Here is a 16,333-nt window from a genome sequence, read left to right on the forward strand (position 1 = left end):
CCCGAGCCTAGCCCCGGGGAAGGGTCCGGGGGGTCGCGGACAGCCGATCGTAGATGTCCCACAGGATCCGGTCGGCCGCCTGCCGCAGCCGCGCCCGCTCCGCGTCGAGCGCCGAACCCCACCGGCGCGCCTCCGGGCCGAGCCACGCGTCCGTCCCGCCCAGGGTCTTCACGGGCGCGTCCAGCGCCTGCCGGAGCCGGTCGATCCCGCCGTAGGCGTCCGCGTACGCCCGGTAGAGCTGCGCGTAGGCCGGGTTGGGGCGTTCCGTCAGCGGCAGGGCGGCGGCGGCCGCGCCCTCGAGCGGCGGCGGCAGGCTCCCCGGCGGCGGCGCGCTCACGGGTCCCGCCTCGGCGCCGCCGGATCCTGCTCCGACGTCGCCAGATCCAGCTTCCCGACCGCCTCCTGTGTGCGCGCGCTCCAGTCCACGCCCGTCAGGACCTGGACGGCCACCGGACGCACGCCGACGCGCTCCGCCTCGGCCAGGAACGCCCGCAGCCACGCGACGTCCATGCGGACCTCGTTGCTCGCCATGCCCAGCGACTCGCGGATCACCCGCAGCCGCGCCGCGTCGCCCTCGCCCGCCGCGAGCAGCCGCGCGGTGCCCGCCGGGCCCAGCCGCTCGTACAGGCGCGCGGTGTAGTCGGGATCGTCGGCGTCGGCCTTCAGGCGCGTCCAGACGGCGGCCGGGACGGCCGCGCCGTCCTCGAACGCCGCCCGCAGCGCCCGCGCGTCGGCCTCCGCCGCCTTCTCGGCCGCCCGCCGGTCCGGATGGCTCCCGATGTCGCCCGCGCCCCGCGAGGAGAGACCGCCGCCCGCCGGGGGCGCCTTCGCCCGTCCCGGATCGGGGGTGCGCGGGGCCTGCGCCACCGGGTCCCGGCGGGGCGGCGCCACCGGCGCGGGCGCGGCGCCGCCCGCCTCCACCGGCGCCCGCCCCGCCTCCGGCGACGGCGCCGGGGACGGCGGCGCCTGCATGGAACCGCCGTCCGGGTGCGTGATCGCGTAGTTGTAGCGCCGCGACAGCATCCCGAGCTGGCTCCCGACCCACTGCGCGACCTCGTCGGCCTGCCGGTACCCCGCCGCCGACACTCCCGGCGGCGGGCGGTGCCCGTTCAGCCAGCCGCGGATCGCCGTCTGCGCGTCCCGCATCTGCGTGATGAGCCGATCGAGCGCGGGCGGGTCGATCCCCCGGAAGTTCGGATCGCGGGCGGCCGGGCCCGTGCGCATCTGCGCGGTCACTGGTCCTCCGGGGGTCGCCGGACGTCGGTCGTACCCAGAATCACACCGGCGTTACAGGCTGTCGAGGGCTTTGCGGACGGAGTCCTCGTCCCGCGCGACGATCGCCGCGGTGCCGGTCACCACGATCGGCCGCTGGATCAGCACCGGGTTGGCCACCATGACCTCGATCCACCGCGCCCGGTCGCGCTCGAGCTCCTTCAGCCCGAGATCCTTCGCGACGGCCTCGCCCAGCCGCGCGACCTCCCACGGCTCCGCGCCGATCCGGGTGAGCACCGCGTCCAGCTCGTCCGCCGTGGGCGGGTCGTCCAGGTAGCGCCGCTCGGTGTAGTCCGCGCCCGCCTCGTCCAGCGCGGCCTTCGCGGCGCGGCTCTTGGAGCAGCGCGGGTTGTGCCAGATCTCCGTCATCACTCCACCTCCGCCGGGTCGCCCCCGGTGATCTTCAGCAGCTCCTCGTACGACGTCGGGAACACCGTGTGCGGGTGCCCGGCCGCCGCCCACACCCGGTCGTGCCCGCCGAGCCACACGTCCACGAGGGTGCGGATCGGCGCCGGATGGCCCACCGGCGCGACACCCCCGATCGGCTGCCCGGTCGCCTCCCGGACGAACTCCGGCGTCGCCCGCCGCACCCGCCGCGCGCCCACGAGCCCGGCGACCTTCGCGGTGTCGACGCGGTGCGCACCGCTCGTCAGCACCAGCAGCGGCGCGCCGTCCGCGTCGAACACCAGGCTGTTGGCGATCGCGCCGACCGCGCACCCGACCTGATCGGCGGCGGCCCGCGCCGTCGGCGCCGAATCGGGCAGTTCGACGATCTCGCCCTCCACCCCGTGACCTTGCAGGACGCTCGCGACGTGTTCGGCGTTCGGATGCATGCCCGCACCCTAGCCGACCTGCTCACGCCGATCCGTTCGAACACGTTGACGAATCGTCACCGGGCGGGTTTACTGTGAATGCGTCGAACTTATGTTCGACGTGATGCGGGACTCGCGGCCCGTATCAGGGCGACGCCCCCGCCGGTGCCGATGCGCCGGCGGGGGCCGAGGGCCGGGCGGAGTGAGGGGAAGCTCTCCGCCCGGCCGGCCCGAGCCCCGGAAGGAGGCAGCCATGTCCGCAACCGCCGTTCACTCCGCCGCACTGTCCGGCCCGCCGAGCCCGCGGCGCCGTCCGAGGCCCGCGCCCCGTCCGGCGCACACCGCGGTCGGCCAGTTGCAGGCCGCCCGCACCGGCCTCGCCGAAGCCGCGGAGGCGACCACGCCCGCCGTCCGCTACGTCTGCGCGCATCTCGCCGCGCTTCGCGCCGCCGCCGCCGTGCTGGCCTCCCGCGAACCCGTCGAGACGCACCACCGCGGCCGTCCCCGCAGCGTGTGGGTGCTGCTGCCCGAGGCCGAGCCCGCCCTGCGCGAGTGGGCCGCCTTCTTCGCCGCCGGTGCCGACAAGCGCGCCGCCGCCGAGGCCGGCCTGCCCCGCGCCGTCACCGTCCGCGAGGCCGAGGAACTCCTGCACGACGCGGAGATCTTCGTCTCCCTCGTCGAGGACTGCCTCGGCATCGCCGGCCAGACCGCCCTCCCGTTCACCGACGCGAACTGACCGCACCGACGCCGCCGACCCTCCCCGAGGGGCCGTCCCACCCTCCCCGGGACCGCCCCGCGCCGGGCCGGGGCGGACCGCTCCCCTCACCGAGCACCGCCCCGGCCCCGCGCCGCGGAGCGGAGGTGGCGGGCGCGGCGGGGATATGGGCGGGTGATAGGGATTTGCGGATGGACGCACTGTTGCCGCTCGCCGGGATGCGGATCGTCGAGATCTCCAGCTTCGTCGCCGCGCCGCTCGGCGGCATGACGCTCGCGCAGCTCGGCGCCGAGGTGATCCGGGTGGACCAGATCGGCGGCGGGCCCGACATCGACCGGTGGCCGCTGGCGCCGTCCGGGCGGAGCCTGTACTGGGCGGGACTCAACAAGGGGAAGCGGTCGGTGACCGTCGACCTGCGGTCGGCGGAGGGACGCGGTGTCGCGGCGCGGCTGGCGGCGGAGTGCGGGACCGTGCTGACGAACGCCCCGCCGCGCGGCGGGCTCGCCCCCGCCGAGCTCGCGGCGCTGCGGCCCGACCTCGTGCACGTCCAGCTCGTCGGGCGCCGGGACGGCGGCACCGCCGTCGACTACACCGTGAACGCGGCGTCCGGGTTCCCGGCGATCACCGGACGGGACGGCGCACCGGTCAACCACGCCCTGCCGGTCTGGGACGTCGTGTGCGGGCTCTACCTGGCGGCCGGGCTCCTCGCGGCGGAGCGGCACCGGCTGCGGACGGGCGAGGGGAGCGGCCTGCGGGTCGCGCTGGACGACATCGCCCTGGCCACTGCGGGCAACCTCGGGTACCTCGCGGAGGCGCAGCTCGGGACGCCGCGCGAACGGATCGGCAACCACCTCTTCGGGGAGTTCGGGCGCGACTTCGCGACGGCGGACGGGCGCGTCATGGTCGCCGTGGTCACCGGACGGCAGTGGCGCGACCTCGTCGCCGCGACCGGGCTCGGGGAGGTCGTCGAGGCGCTCGAGCGGGCGCTGCGGGCGGACTTCGGGACGGCCGGGGACCGGTACCGGCACCGGGAGGCGATCGGCGGCCTCCTCGCCTCCTGGTTCGGGACGCGCACGTGCGCGGAGATCGAGGCCGGGCTGCACGGCACGTCCGTCCTGTGGTCGCGGTACCGGGACTTCGGGGAGGTCGCGCGGGAACTGGACGGGCGGCCGCTCATGGCCGAGATCGACCAGCCCGGCGTCGGCCCCCACCTCGCGCCGGGCTCACCGCTGGTGTTCGGCGGGCAGGCGCCGCCCGGCCCCGCGCCCGTCCTCGGCGAGGACACCGCCGGGGTCCTGCGGGACGTGCTCGGGCTCTCCGGCGATGCCGTGGACGATCTGCGCGCCCGCGGAGTCGCCGGAGAGCCCTGACGGCGGGCCTCGCGGACGCTCGCGCCTCGCGGCGTGACCGGCCGCCGTCCGCGTGCGCGGGTCAGGCCTCCTGCAGGACGGAGAGGACGTTGCCCGCCGGGTCCCTGAACCAGGCGATGAGCGGACCCATCTCGCGCATGATCCCTTTCGCGTCGGTGTAGCCGTCGTACTGCTCGAAGGCGACGCCGCGCTCGCCGAGTTCGTCGACGGCCCGCTCGATGTCGTCCACCGGGAAGTTGAGGATGGTGAACGTCGCCGGCGTGTGGTCGGGCTTCGGGTAGACGAGCGTGTCCCGGTCGCCCGCGATGTGCAGGGTGAGCATGCCGTGGTCCTCGGATACTCCGAGGCCCAAGACCTCTCCGTAGAACTCCCGCGCGGCCTCGATGTCGTCGACCGAGAAGCCGCTGTACGCCTTCGTGTCCTTGAACATGTGTCGCCTCCCGCTCATGTGCGCGCGTCTCGTGCTCACCGGTACCGACCGGGCCCGTGCCCGGAACTCATCGCATGGCTTTTGTGGGCATATGAGATTGTTAGTAGGGCGAAGTAAGGGGGACGGACGTGGCGGCGCGCGGCGGTCGGGGGCTGGTGCCGCTGCTGGCGTTCCTCGGTGTGTCGGCCTACTCGCTGTCGATGGCGGTCGTCACCCCGGCGCTGCCGCAGATCCAGGCGGGCCTGGGCACGACGCCGGCCGGGGCGGCGTGGGCGCTGACGGCGATGACGCTGTCGGCGGCCGTGGCGACGCCGGTGGTCGGGCGGCTCGGCGACCTGTACGGGCCCCGGCGGGTACTGCTGTCGGTGCTCGCGGCGGCGACGGCCGGGATGGTCGTGGCCGCCTCGGCCGGGTCGCTGCCGGTCATGCTCGCCGGGCGGGTCCTGAGCGGGGTCGGCGCGGGGGTGTTCCCGCTCGCGTACACGATCATCCGGGACGTGGTTCCGGCCGGGCGGACGGCGTCGGCCGTGGGGCTGATGTCGTCGATGCTGGGGCTCGGCGGCGCGCTGTCCTGGTGCATGGCGGGTCCGATCATCGACCTGCTCGGCTGGCGCTGGCTGCTGTGGGTGCCGGTGCTCGGGCTGGTGCCGGGGCTCGCGGCGGCGTGGTGGATCGTGCCGCGGTCGCCGTCCCGCGCCGGCGCCCGGGTGGACTGGTGGGGCGCGGTGCTGTTCGCGGGGTGGCTGGTGGCGGCGCTGGCGGCGCTCACCCAGGGGACGTTCTGGGGCTGGACGTCACCGGGCGTGCTGGGGCTGCTCGCGGCCGCGGTGGTGACGGCCGCGATCTGGCTGTGGGTCGAGACGCGCGTGCGCGAACCCCTCGTGGACCCGCGCGTCATGCGGCTGCGAGGGGTGTGGACGGCCAACGCGGCGTCGCTGCTGTCGGGGTACGCGCTGATGGCGGGCGGGCTGCTGTTCCCGCTGCTGGTCCAGCTGCCGGAGGACACCGGGTACGGGTTCGGGGGCAGCGCGACGCAGGCGGCGGTGCTGCAGTTGCCCGCGAGCATCGGGATGACCGTCGCGGGCGTGGCGGCGGGGGCGCTGGACCGGCGGTTCGGGTCGCGGGCGGTGCTGTCCGGCGGGGCGGTGCTGACGTGCGCCGGGTACGCGTTCGTCACGTTCGCGCATTCGGAGCTGTGGCACCTGTACGTCGGCGGGCTCGCCCGGGGGATCGGGCTCGGGCTCGCCTACGCGGCGGTCGCGACGCTGGTGGTGCTGGCGGTTCCGGTGGGGGATACGGGCGCGGCGACGGGCGTCAACACGCTGATCCGGACGGTCGGCGCGTCGCTGGGCACGCAGGTCAGCGCCGTGATCGTGGCGGGCATGCCGGGGGAGCGGGGGTTCACCGCCGGGTTCGCGATGAGCGCGGCGGCGATGGCGGCCGTGCTGCCGCTGGCGCTGCTGGCGGCGCGCGGCGGGGGACGGGCCCGGGGCGCCGGCGGGGAGCCGGTGGTGCGCCCGTCCATCACCACGGCGGACGCGCGCGACGGCGCGTGAGGCGGCTCAGTTCCGGGGCCGGAACCCGTCGAACACGACGGCCAGCGCGCGGTCGCGCGTCCCGGCGTCCCACCGGCCCCGCTCGGCCGCCAGGCAGGCGGCGCCGAGCAGCGCGAGCACCTCCGGCATTCCCACGTCGGCGCGGACGTCGCCGGACCGCTGCGCGCCGGCCAGGAGGGTCGCCAGCGAGTCCTTGATCTCCGCGGCCAGGTCCGCCATCCCGGCCTTCACGTCGGCCTCGGCGACGCCGGCGTCGGTGAGCGCGTCGACCAGCATCTTCTTGTGGGTGCTGTCCTCGACGATCAGGGTGAAGAAGGTGAAGAACGCCGCCCCCGGCGCGGTGCCGCCCGACCCGGCGATCAGGGCCGCGGCCTCGTCGGCGAGGGCGCCGATGCGGTCGCGCACGACCGCCGCGAAGAGGTCCTCCTTGGTCGGGAACTGCCGGTAGATGGTGGCGAGCCCGACGCCGGCCTCGCGGGCGATCTCGCGCAGTGAGGCCGACGACCCGTCCCGCGCCAGGACGGTCCGCGCCGCCTCCAGGACGCGCGCGCGGTTGCGGCGGGCGTCGGCGCGCAGCGGACGGCCGGGTTCGGGCATGGCGGTTCCTCGCTCCTTGCTAACCGGATCAGGTGTTCCGTATAGTTCCGGAACGGAACCGGATCAAATGTTCCGGTTCCGTGGCTTCCGCTGATTGTAACGAGGGGACCGGCATGGAGTACGCGACGCTGGGACGGTCCGGGCTCAAGGTCTCGCAGGCCTGCCTGGGCACGATGAACTTCGGCACCGACCATCCGTTCGCCGGCTGCACGGAGGACGAGGCCCGCCGGGTCGTCGACGCCTTCCTGGACGCCGGCGGCAACGTCATCGACACCGCCGACGCCTACACCGGCGGCCAGTCGGAGGAGATCGTCGGACGGGCGGTCGCGGGCCGCCGGGACTCGGTCGTGCTCGCGACCAAGGCGTTCATGCCCCAGGGGGACGGACCGAACGACATCGGCCTGTCGCGGGCGCACCTCACGCGGGCGCTCGAGGCCAGCCTGCGCCGCCTGGGAACGGACCACATCGACCTCTACCAGTGCCACCAGTGGGACGCGGCGACGCCGATCGAGGAGACCATGGCGACCCTGGACGGCTTCGTCCGGTCGGGCAAGGTCCGCTACATCGGGTGCTCGAACTTCACCGCCGCGCAGATCGTCGAGGCGCGCCGGGCCGCCGAGCGGGCCGGCGGAACGCCGTTCGTCAGCCTGCAGCCGCAGTACTCGCTGGTGGCGCGCGCCATCGAGGCGGAGATCCTGCCGGCGTGCGAGCGGCACGGGCTGGGCACGCTGACGTACTCGCCGCTCGCGAACGGGGTGCTGACCGGACGGTACGCGCGCGGTGCGGCGCCGGCCGACTCACGGATCGGGCGGCTGCGCTCGTCCCCGCTGGACATGGCGCGCAGGTACGCCGGCGACATGCTGAACGAGCGGACGCTGGGCATCGCGGCGGAGGTCGGTGCCGTCGCGGCGGAGTTGGGCGCCGCCTCCGCCGCCGTCGCGCTCGCCTGGGTGCGCGCCCGTCCCGGGGTGACGTCGGTGATCGTGGGGCCGCGCGACCTGGAGCAGCTGCGCGGGAACCTGGCGGGCTTCGCGCTGGAGTTGCCGGACGAGGCGGCCGCCCGGTTGGACGAGGTGTCGCGGGCCACCGTGCTGCCGCCCGTCACGGGGATGCAGGTCCGGCACCACGCCGAGGTCGCGCGCGCGTCCTGACCCGCCGGGCGCGCGAACGGGGGCCCGGCCGGAGCCGGGCCCCCGTGTCGCTGTGCCCGTGTCGCTATGCCCGTCTCACGATGCGCGCGACGGGAGCGGGCGCGTCAGAACGACTCGACGGCGCGGCGCGCCTCCGGGTCGAGGACGCCCCAGGAGATCAGCTCCTCGGTCAGCTCCGTCGGGGACTTGTCGTAGATGACCGCGAGTGAACGCAGGTCCTCCTGACGGATCGACAAAACCTTTCCGTTGTAGTCGCCCCGCTGGCTCTGAATCGTCGCGGCGTAACGGGCGAGAGGACCGGCCTTGTCCTTCGGAAGCTGCTGCAGCCGCTCGAGGTCGATCACGAGCTTGGGTGTAGGCCCGAGCGGGCTCGGCGCGGCACCGCCGGGCAGCAACTCGGAAACCGGCACGCCATAGAAATCGGCGAGCTCGGCCAGCTTCTGAACGGTGACGGCGCGGTCGCCCCGCTCGTACGAACCCACGACGACGGCCTTCCAGCGGCCTCGGGACTTCTCTTCCACGCCGTGCAGGGACAGGCCCTGCTGGGTGCGGATGGCGCGCAGGCGCGCGCCGAGAGCCTTTGCGTATTCAGACGGCATTCTTGGCCCCCCAGGCTCACTTTCGTCGTCGTTCGGTTCCCGGCCGACGCCGGGGACCGACGGAATCCCGAAGCCGCCGGGCTCCAGGACCCCGTTTCCAGGGATGGTTACGGACAGTGACGGTAAAACGGTGCGGGCCTCAGGTCAAGCCGATTGGAAAAAAGCGGTCGAATCCGTAGGACTCCCTCCGGACCTCCCGCGGCCTCGCGGACTCGGCGGAAACGGCGCCGAGACGGCCCTTCCGCGCGCCCGGCCGACCGAATGTGAGCCCTCTCACCAGCAAGGATACGGGCCCGCCCGAGGTCGGGGCAGGTCCGGCCGACTGCTACCGTGTGGGGGACAAGACGTCCTTTAAGGCCCGTCCAGTGAGGCGGGAAAGGAGGTTTCCGAGGTGAATGCTGCCTCCAGGCCGCCGCGGCCTGTGGGGTCGCGCGCCGCGGAGGGTGACCCCCGGCCCAAGGCCGTTCTGGAGGGTCCCGACATCCGCCGCGCACTGACCCGGATCGCGCACGAGATCCTCGAACGCACCAAGGGCGGGCACGACGTCCTGCTGCTGGGCATCCAGACGCGCGGGGTGACGCTGGCCGAGCGGCTGGCGGGCCTGCTGCGCGAGGTGGAGGGGCGTCCGGTGCCGTGGGGCTCGCTCGACGTGACGATGTACCGGGACGACCTGCGCATGCGTCCCGCGCGCGCCCTCGGCCGCACCGAAGTGCCCTCCGACGGGATCGACGACCGCGTCGTGGTGCTGGTCGACGACGTGCTGTTCTCCGGACGCACCGTCCGTGCGGCGCTCGACGCCCTCAACGACCTCGGCCGGCCGCGCGCCGTCCAGCTCGCGGTGCTGGTCGACCGGGGACATCGCGAGGTCCCGATCCGCGCCGACTACGTGGGCAAGAACCTGCCGACGTCGATGCGCGAGACCGTCAAGGTGCTGCTGGACGAGAACGACGGCCGCGACGCCGTGCTGCTCGGCCCGGTGCCCGAGCCCGTGGGCTCCCCGGTGCCCGCCCAGCCGTCCGCCCAGCCGTCCGGGCAGCCGTCCGGGCCGGCGGGAGGTGCCGGGTGAAGCGCCATCTGATCTCCGCCGCCGACCTGACCCGCGACGACGCGCTGCTCGTCCTCGACACCGCCGAGGAACTGGCCCAGATCGCGGGCCGTTCCATCAAGAAGCTGCCGACGCTGCGGGGCCGCACCGTCGTCAACCTGTTCTTCGAGGACTCCACCCGCACCCGGATCTCGTTCGAGGCCGCCGCGAAGCGGCTGTCGGCGGACGTCATCAACTTCTCCGCGAAGGGGTCCAGCGTGTCCAAGGGCGAGAGCCTGAAGGACACCGCGCTGACGCTCGAGGCGATGGGCGCCGACGGCGTCGTCGTCCGGCACGGCGCGTCCGGCGCCCCGCACCGGCTCGCGGGCTGGGTGCGGGGCAGCGTCGTCAACGCCGGCGACGGCACCCACGAGCACCCGACCCAGGCGCTGCTGGACGCCTTCACGATGCGCCGCCGCCTCGGCGACCTCGACGGCCGCAAGGTCACGATCGTCGGGGACGTCCTGCACAGCCGGGTGGCGCGTTCCAACGTCCTGCTCCTGGACACCCTCGGCGCCGACGTCACCGTCGTCGCGCCGCCGACGCTGCTGCCGGTCGCGATCGGCACGTGGCCGTGCCGGGTGTCCTACGACCTCGACGACGTCGTGCCCAAGAGCGACGTGGTCATGATGCTGCGCGTGCAGCAGGAGCGGATGAACGCCGCCTACTTCCCGAGCGTGCGCGAGTACAGCCGCCGCTACGGCCTGGACGCCGAGCGGATGGCGCAGCTCCCCGAGCACGCGATCGTCATGCACCCCGGCCCGATGAACCGCGGCGTCGAGATCGCCGCCGAGGTCGCCGACTCGGTGCGGTCCACCATCGTCGAGCAGGTCGCCAACGGCGTCAGCGCCCGCATGGCCGTGCTCTACCTGCTTCTCGGCGGCTCCGAGCCCGCCATCGGCCAGGAGGTCCCCCAGTGACAGAAACCCCGACCACGGGCGCCCGCGCGGGCGTGCTCATCCGGGGCGCCCGGATCCTCGGCGGCGAGCCCGCGGACGTCCTCGTCCGCGACGGCGTCGTCGCCGCGATCGGCGCCGGGCTGGACGCGGCGGGCGCGCAGGTGATCGACGCGGACGGGCTGATCGCCCTGCCGGGCCTGGTCGACCTGCACACCCACCTGCGCGAGCCGGGCCGCGAGGACGCCGAGACCGTCGAGTCCGGCACGAAGGCCGCCGCGATGGGCGGGTTCACCGCCGTGCACGCGATGGCCAACACCGACCCGGTCGCCGACACCGCCGGTGTCGTCGAGCAGGTGTGGCGGCTCGGCCGCGAGGCCGGGTACTGCGACGTGCAGCCGGTCGGCGCCGTCACCCGCGGCATCGCCGGCGAGCAGCTCGCCGAGCTCGGCGCGATGGCCGACTCCGCCGCGTCCGTCCGGGTGTTCTCCGACGACGGGCACTGCGTGTCGGACGCCGTCATCATGCGGCGCGCGCTCGAGTACGTGAAGGCGTTCGACGGCGTCGTCGCCCAGCACGCGCAGGAGCCGCGGCTCACCGAGGGCGCCCAGATGAACGAGGGCGAGGTGTCGGCCGCGCTGGGGCTGGCGGGCTGGCCCGCGGTCGCCGAGGAGGCGATCATCGCCCGCGACGTCCTGCTCGCCCAGCACGTCGGGTCGCGGCTGCACGTCTGCCACGTCTCGACCGCCGGGTCCGTGGAGATCCTCCGCTGGGCCAAGGGCAAGGGCTGCCCGGTGACCGCCGAGGTCACCCCGCACCACCTGCTCCTCAACGACGGGCGGGCCGAGTCCTACGACCCGATCTACAAGGTGAACCCGCCGCTGCGCACCGCCGAGGACGTCGCCGCGCTGCGGGACGCGCTGGCCGACGGGACCATCGACTGCGTCGCCACCGACCACGCCCCGCACCCGGTCGAGGCCAAGGAGACCGAGTGGGCGGTCGCCGCGATGGGCATGATCGGCCTGGAGACCGCGCTGCCGGTCGTCCAGGAGGCCATGGTCGACACCGGGCTGCTCGACTGGGCCGGGGTCGCCGACCGCATGTCGTACCGGCCCGCGCGCATCGGGCGCCTGTCCGGGCAGGGCCGTCCGCTCGAGACGGGGGCGCCCGCCAACATCACGCTGTACGACCCGTCGCCGCGCCGCGCCGTGGACGCGTCCGCCATGACCTCCAAGAGCCGCAACACCCCGTTCGCGGGGCTGGAGCTGCCGGGGCGCGTCGTGGCGACGTTCCTGCGCGGCGAGCCGACCGTCCTGGAAGGGAAGCTTCAATGAACCCTGCTCTGCTGGTCCTGGAAGACGGCAGGGTGTTCCGCGGGGCCGCGTACGGGGCCGAGGGCGAGGCCTTCGGCGAGATGGTCTTCAACACCGGGATGACCGGCTACCAGGAGACCCTCACCGACCCGTCGTACGCGCGGCAGATCGTGGCCATGACGTCCCCCCACATCGGCAACACGGGCGTGAACGACGAGGACCCCGAGTCCGGCCGCATCCAGGTCGCGGGGTACGTGGTGCGCGAGCCCGCGCGCGTCGCGTCCAACTGGCGCGCCACCGGCTCGCTCGGGTCGGCGCTGCGCGACCAGGGCGTGGTCGGCATCGCGATCCCCGGGACGCGGGCGCTGACTCGCCACCTGCGCGACCGCGGCGCCATGCGCGCCGGGATCTTCAGCGGCGCCGCCGCCGGCGGCGGGGAGGACGCGCTGCTGGAGCGCGTCCGGCTGAGCCCCTCGATGGAGGGCGCCGACCTCGCCCGCGACGTGTCGACGACCGAGCCGTACGTCGTCCCGGCGATCGGCGCGAAGCGCTTCACCGTCGCCGCCGTCGACCTCGGCATCAAGTCGATGACGCCGCGGCGGATGGCCGAGCGGGGCTGCGAGGTGCACGTCCTGCCCGCCACCGTCACGGCGGCCGACATCCTCGCCCTGAACCCCGACGGCGTGTTCTTCTCCAACGGCCCCGGCGACCCGTCCGCCGCGGGGTACGCGGTGGACGCGCTGCGGGGCGTCCTCGACGCCGGCAAGCCGTTCTTCGGCATCTGCTTCGGCAACCAGATCTTCGGCCGCGCGCTCGGCCTCGGAACGTACAAGCTGCGGTTCGGGCACCGGGGCATCAACCAGCCCGTCCAGGACCGGACGACCGGCAAGGTCGACGTGTCGGCCCACAACCACGGGTTCGCCGTGGAGGCGCCGGCCGACGGCCCGTTCGACACCCCGTACGGCCGCGCCGAGGTCACCCACGTGAACCTGAACGACGGCTGCGTCGAGGGCCTGCGGCTGCTCGACCGTCCCGCGTTCAGCGTCCAGTACCACCCGGAGGCCGCGGCGGGCCCGCACGACGCGTCCGGCCTGTTCGACCGTTTCTGCGAGATGATGGAGGGGTCTGCGTGACGCGCCGCGAAGACCTGAACTCGGTCCTGGTCATCGGGTCCGGGCCGATCGTCATCGGCCAGGCCTGCGAGTTCGACTACTCGGGCACCCAGGCGTGCCGCGTGCTGCGGGCCGAGGGCCTGCGGGTCACGCTGGTCAACAGCAACCCCGCGACGATCATGACGGACCCGGAGTTCGCCGACGCCACCTACGTCGAGCCGATCACCCCCGAGGTCGTCGAGAAGATCATCGCCAAGGAGCGGCCGGACGCGCTGCTGCCGACGCTCGGCGGCCAGACGGCCCTCAACACCGCGATCTCGCTCTACGAGAGCGGCGTCCTCGAGCGGTACGGCGTCGAGCTGATCGGCGCCGACGTCGACGCGATCCAGGCCGGTGAGAACCGGGAGAAGTTCAAGGAGATCGTCGCCAAGGTCGCGCGCGAGCAGGGCCTGAACGCCGAGTCCGCCCGGTCCGTCATCTGCCACACGATGGACGAGGTCACGGCGGCGGCCGGCGAGCTCGGCTACCCGCTGGTCGTCCGGCCGTCGTTCACCATGGGCGGGCGCGGCTCCGGCTTCGCGCACGACGAGGACGACCTGCGCCGCATCGCCGGCGCGGGCCTCGACGCGTCCCCGACCAGCGAGGTGCTCCTCGAGGAGTCGATCCTCGGCTGGAAGGAGTACGAGCTGGAGGTCATGCGGGACCGCGCCGACAACGTGGTCATCGTGTGCTCCATCGAGAACCTCGACCCGATGGGCGTGCACACCGGCGACTCGATCACCGTCGCGCCCGCGATGACGCTGACCGACCGCGAGTACCAGAACATGCGGGACGTCGCGATCGCGGTGATCCGCGAGGTCGGCGTCGACACCGGCGGCTGCAACATCCAGTTCGCCGTGCAGCCCGGAACCGGCCGGATGATCGTCATCGAGATGAACCCGCGGGTGTCGCGGTCGTCCGCGCTGGCGTCCAAGGCCACCGGCTTCCCGATCGCCAAGATCGCCGCGAAGCTCGCGATCGGCTACACCCTCGACGAGATCCCGAACGACATCACCCGCGAGACGCCCGCGTCGTTCGAGCCCACGCTCGACTACGTCGTGGTGAAGGTCCCCCGGTTCGCGTTCGAGAAGTTCCCCGGCGCCGACGGCACGCTCACCACCCACATGAAGTCGGTGGGCGAGGCGATGGCGATCGGCCGCTGCTTCACCGAGGCGCTGCAGAAGGCGCTGCGGTCGCTGGAGCAGAAGGGCTCGTCGTTCGGCTGGGCCGGACGGGACGACGCGTCGGGCCTCGACGCCGCCGCGCTCGTCGAGTCCGCGTCCCGCCCGCACGACGGGCGGCTCCGCGACGTGCAGCGCGCGCTCTGGGCGGGGGCGTCCCTCCAGGACCTGTACACGGCGACGGGGATCGACCCCTGGTTCCTCGACCAGATCGCCGCGATCAACGCCGTCGCCGAGGAGATCCGCACCGCCGACGACGCGCTCACCCGCGGGAAGCTGCTGGCCGCCAAGCGGCACGGCTTCTCCGACGCGCAGATCGGCGAGCTGCGCGGGCTGTCGGAGGAGGTCGTCCGCGAGGTCCGGCACGCCCTCGGCGTCCGGCCCGTCTACCTGACCGTCGACACCTGCGCCGCCGAGTTCGAGGCGCGGACCCCGTATCTGTACTCGTCCTACGACGAGGAGACCGAGGTCCCGGCCGGGACGAAGCCGAAGGTGCTGATCCTCGGCAGCGGGCCGAACCGCATCGGGCAGGGCGTCGAGTTCGACTACTCGTGCGTCCACGCGTCCTTCACGCTGGCCGAGGCGGGCTACGAGACCGTCATGGTCAACTGCAACCCCGAGACGGTCTCCACCGACTACGACACCTCCGGGCGGCTCTACTTCGAGCCGCTCACGCTGGAGGACGTCCTCGAGGTCGTGCACGCCGAGCAGCAGACGGGCGAGGTCGCGGGCGTGATCGTCCAGCTCGGCGGGCAGACCCCGCTCGGCCTCGCGCAGAAGCTCAAGGACGCGGGCGTCCCGATCGTCGGCACGACCCCCGAGAGCATCCACCTCGCCGAGGAGCGCGGCGCCTTCGGGCGCGTCCTGCACCGCGCGGGCCTGCTCGCGCCGAAGCACGGCACCGCCACCTCCTACGCCGAGGCGCGCGAGATCGCCGCCGAGATCGGCTACCCGGTGCTCGTGCGGCCGTCCTACGTGCTGGGCGGGCGCGGCATGGAGATCGTCTACGACGACGTCACGCTCGAGTCGTACATGGCCCGCGCCACCGAGGCGAGCCCGGAGCACCCGGTGCTGGTCGACCGGTTCCTGGACGAGGCCATCGAGATCGACGTCGACGCCCTGTTCGACGGCGAGGAGCTCTACCTCGGCGGCGTCATGGAGCACATCGAGGAGGCCGGCATCCACTCCGGCGACTCCGCGTGCGCGCTCCCGCCGATCACCCTCGGGCACGACGACATCCGCCGCATCCGCGAGGCCACCGAGGCGCTCGCGCGCGGCGTCGGGGTGCGCGGGCTCATGAACGTCCAGTACGCGCTCGCCGCGGGCGTCCTGTACGTCCTGGAGGCGAACCCGCGCGCGTCCCGGACCGTCCCGTTCGTGTCCAAGGCGACGGCCGTGCCGCTCGCGAAGGCCGCCGCCCGCGTGATGATGGGCGCGACGGTCGCGCGGCTGCGCGCCGAGGGCATGCTGCCCGCCGAGGGCGACGGCGGGAACCTCCCCCTGGACGCGCCGATCGCGGTCAAGGAGGCCGTCCTGCCCTTCGACCGGTTCCGCAACGAGCGCGGGCAGGGCGTCGACACCGTGCTCGGCCCGGAGATGCGCTCGACGGGCGAGGTCATGGGCATCGACGAGGTGTTCGGCACCGCGTTCGCCAAGTCGCAGCAGGCCGCCTACGGCTCGCTGCCGACCAAGGGACGCGCGTTCGTCTCCGTCGCGAACCGGGACAAGCGGCACATGGTGTTCCCGGTGAAGCGCCTCGCTGACCTGGGCTTTGAGATTCTTGCCACGGAGGGGACCGCCGAGGTCCTGCACCGCAACGGCGTCCGTGCCAAGATCGTGCGCAAGCACAGCGAGGGGCCCGGCCCGGACGGCGAGCCCACGATCGTGCGGCGCGTCCTCGACGGCGAGGTGGACCTCATCGTCAACACGCCCTTCGGCGGCCCCGGCCAGTCCGGGCCCCGGCTCGACGGGTACGAGATCCGTACCGCGGCCGTGCTGCGCGGCGTACCGTGCGTCACGACCGTGCAGGGGCTCGCCGCCGCCGTGCAGGGCATCGAGGCCGTCGCGGGCGGGCAGATCGGCGTCCGCTCCCTCCAGGAGCACGCGGAGCGGATCAGCGGCGCGCACGGCCGCACGGGCCCGGCCGACCCGGGCGCGGGCACCGGCTGACGTCGCGGGCGGCACGCCGCCGCGACGTCCGGACGGG

The 16,333-nt window shown here is 74.0% G+C and carries 16 protein-coding genes; 9 read left to right on the plus strand and 7 right to left on the minus strand.

Features of this window, described 5'->3' with window-relative positions:
- Positions 1-7 precede the first annotated feature (7 nt).
- Genes F7P10_RS36585 through F7P10_RS36600 form a run of 4 tightly spaced genes read right to left on the minus strand, consistent with a single transcriptional unit; the run spans position 8 to position 2,105 of the window.
- On the minus strand, positions 8-337 hold the full coding sequence (locus tag F7P10_RS36585) for a hypothetical protein (RefSeq protein WP_151016630.1): 330 nt from the start codon (positions 335-337) through the stop codon (positions 8-10).
- Positions 334-1,236, minus strand: coding sequence for a hypothetical protein (locus tag F7P10_RS36590; RefSeq protein ID WP_151016631.1), 903 nt, complete (start codon positions 1,234-1,236; stop codon positions 334-336). Before F7P10_RS36590 ends, F7P10_RS36585 begins: the two co-directional genes overlap by 4 nt.
- Before the next feature lie 51 nt (positions 1,237-1,287).
- Positions 1,288-1,641, minus strand: coding sequence for an arsenate reductase family protein (locus tag F7P10_RS36595; RefSeq protein WP_151016632.1), 354 nt, complete (start codon positions 1,639-1,641; stop codon positions 1,288-1,290).
- Positions 1,641-2,105 (minus strand): YbaK/EbsC family protein, encoded by a 465-nt coding sequence (locus tag F7P10_RS36600; RefSeq protein ID WP_151016633.1) that lies wholly within the window; start codon positions 2,103-2,105, stop codon positions 1,641-1,643. Before F7P10_RS36600 ends, F7P10_RS36595 begins: the two co-directional genes overlap by 1 nt.
- 232 nt (positions 2,106-2,337) lie before the next feature.
- Between F7P10_RS36600 and F7P10_RS36605 the strand changes: the two genes are divergently transcribed.
- Positions 2,338-2,820 carry an SAV_6107 family HEPN domain-containing protein gene (locus F7P10_RS36605; protein WP_151016634.1) on the plus strand — a complete coding sequence of 161 codons (483 nt, stop codon included), beginning with the start codon at positions 2,338-2,340 and terminating at the stop codon, positions 2,818-2,820.
- 170 nt (positions 2,821-2,990) lie between these two features.
- Positions 2,991-4,169, plus strand: a complete 1,179-nt coding sequence (locus tag F7P10_RS36610; RefSeq protein ID WP_151016635.1) for a CoA transferase — start codon at positions 2,991-2,993, stop codon at positions 4,167-4,169.
- Positions 4,170-4,230: 61 nt separating this feature from the next.
- Here F7P10_RS36610 and F7P10_RS36615 read toward each other — a convergent pair whose 3' ends face one another.
- A complete protein-coding gene (locus F7P10_RS36615; protein ID WP_151016636.1) occupies positions 4,231-4,599 on the minus strand; it encodes a VOC family protein in 369 nt (122 codons plus the stop codon).
- A 128-nt stretch (positions 4,600-4,727) separates the two neighbouring features.
- Between F7P10_RS36615 and F7P10_RS36620 the strand changes: the two genes are divergently transcribed.
- Positions 4,728-6,155: an MFS transporter gene (locus F7P10_RS36620; protein WP_254716210.1), complete on the plus strand. Its 1,428-nt coding sequence runs from the start codon at positions 4,728-4,730 to the stop codon at positions 6,153-6,155.
- A gap of 6 nt (positions 6,156-6,161) precedes the next feature.
- On the opposite strand, the gene F7P10_RS36625 is transcribed toward F7P10_RS36620, so the two are convergent.
- Positions 6,162-6,752, minus strand: coding sequence for a TetR/AcrR family transcriptional regulator (locus F7P10_RS36625; protein ID WP_151016637.1), 591 nt, complete (start codon positions 6,750-6,752; stop codon positions 6,162-6,164).
- Between the two features lie 113 nt (positions 6,753-6,865).
- Between F7P10_RS36625 and F7P10_RS36630 the strand changes: the two genes are divergently transcribed.
- Positions 6,866-7,903, plus strand: a complete 1,038-nt coding sequence (locus tag F7P10_RS36630; protein WP_151016638.1) for an aldo/keto reductase — start codon at positions 6,866-6,868, stop codon at positions 7,901-7,903.
- Between the two features lie 104 nt (positions 7,904-8,007).
- On the opposite strand, the gene F7P10_RS36635 is transcribed toward F7P10_RS36630, so the two are convergent.
- Complete coding sequence (locus tag F7P10_RS36635) at positions 8,008-8,502, minus strand: transcriptional regulator (RefSeq protein ID WP_067795069.1); 495 nt, start codon at positions 8,500-8,502, stop codon at positions 8,008-8,010.
- A gap of 421 nt (positions 8,503-8,923) precedes the next feature.
- On the opposite strand from F7P10_RS36635, the gene pyrR reads away from it, so the two are divergent.
- Genes pyrR through carB form a run of 5 tightly spaced genes read left to right on the plus strand, consistent with a single transcriptional unit; the run spans position 8,924 to position 16,296 of the window.
- The gene (gene pyrR, locus F7P10_RS36640) at positions 8,924-9,568 is read left to right on the plus strand and encodes a bifunctional pyr operon transcriptional regulator/uracil phosphoribosyltransferase PyrR (RefSeq protein WP_151018520.1); all 645 of its coding nucleotides are present in this window, start codon (positions 8,924-8,926) and stop codon (positions 9,566-9,568) included.
- Complete coding sequence (locus tag F7P10_RS36645) at positions 9,565-10,506, plus strand: aspartate carbamoyltransferase catalytic subunit (RefSeq protein WP_151016639.1); 942 nt, start codon at positions 9,565-9,567, stop codon at positions 10,504-10,506. Before pyrR ends, F7P10_RS36645 begins: the two co-directional genes overlap by 4 nt.
- Complete coding sequence (locus tag F7P10_RS36650; protein ID WP_254716211.1) at positions 10,503-11,816, plus strand: dihydroorotase; 1,314 nt, start codon at positions 10,503-10,505, stop codon at positions 11,814-11,816. Before F7P10_RS36645 ends, F7P10_RS36650 begins: the two co-directional genes overlap by 4 nt.
- Positions 11,813-12,928 (plus strand): glutamine-hydrolyzing carbamoyl-phosphate synthase small subunit, encoded by a 1,116-nt coding sequence (gene carA, locus F7P10_RS36655; protein ID WP_151016640.1) that lies wholly within the window; start codon positions 11,813-11,815, stop codon positions 12,926-12,928. Before F7P10_RS36650 ends, carA begins: the two co-directional genes overlap by 4 nt.
- A complete protein-coding gene (gene carB, locus F7P10_RS36660) occupies positions 12,925-16,296 on the plus strand; it encodes a carbamoyl-phosphate synthase large subunit (protein WP_151016641.1) in 3,372 nt (1,123 codons plus the stop codon). Before carA ends, carB begins: the two co-directional genes overlap by 4 nt.
- Positions 16,297-16,333: the final 37 nt, after the last annotated feature.

It is taken from the genome of Actinomadura sp. WMMB 499, from assembly GCF_008824145.1.
Taxonomy (GTDB): Bacteria; Actinomycetota; Actinomycetes; order Streptosporangiales; family Streptosporangiaceae; genus Spirillospora.

What these genes read in the sequence shown, in the direction of transcription:
- F7P10_RS36625 (WP_151016637.1), bottom strand. Translation starts at nt 6,752, where the DNA reads ATGCCCGAACCCGGCCGTCCGCTGCGCGCCGACGCCCGCCGCAACCGC.
- F7P10_RS36630 (WP_151016638.1), top strand. Translation starts at nt 6,866, where the DNA reads ATGGAGTACGCGACGCTGGGACGGTCCGGGCTCAAGGTCTCGCAGGCC.
- carA (WP_151016640.1), top strand. Translation starts at nt 11,813, where the DNA reads ATGAACCCTGCTCTGCTGGTCCTGGAAGACGGCAGGGTGTTCCGCGGG.
- F7P10_RS36605 (WP_151016634.1), top strand. Translation starts at nt 2,338, where the DNA reads ATGTCCGCAACCGCCGTTCACTCCGCCGCACTGTCCGGCCCGCCGAGC.
- F7P10_RS36600 (WP_151016633.1), bottom strand. Translation starts at nt 2,105, where the DNA reads ATGCATCCGAACGCCGAACACGTCGCGAGCGTCCTGCAAGGTCACGGG.
- F7P10_RS36615 (WP_151016636.1), bottom strand. Translation starts at nt 4,599, where the DNA reads ATGTTCAAGGACACGAAGGCGTACAGCGGCTTCTCGGTCGACGACATC.
- F7P10_RS36635 (WP_067795069.1), bottom strand. Translation starts at nt 8,502, where the DNA reads ATGCCGTCTGAATACGCAAAGGCTCTCGGCGCGCGCCTGCGCGCCATC.
- F7P10_RS36595 (WP_151016632.1), bottom strand. Translation starts at nt 1,641, where the DNA reads ATGACGGAGATCTGGCACAACCCGCGCTGCTCCAAGAGCCGCGCCGCG.
- F7P10_RS36610 (WP_151016635.1), top strand. Translation starts at nt 2,991, where the DNA reads ATGGACGCACTGTTGCCGCTCGCCGGGATGCGGATCGTCGAGATCTCC.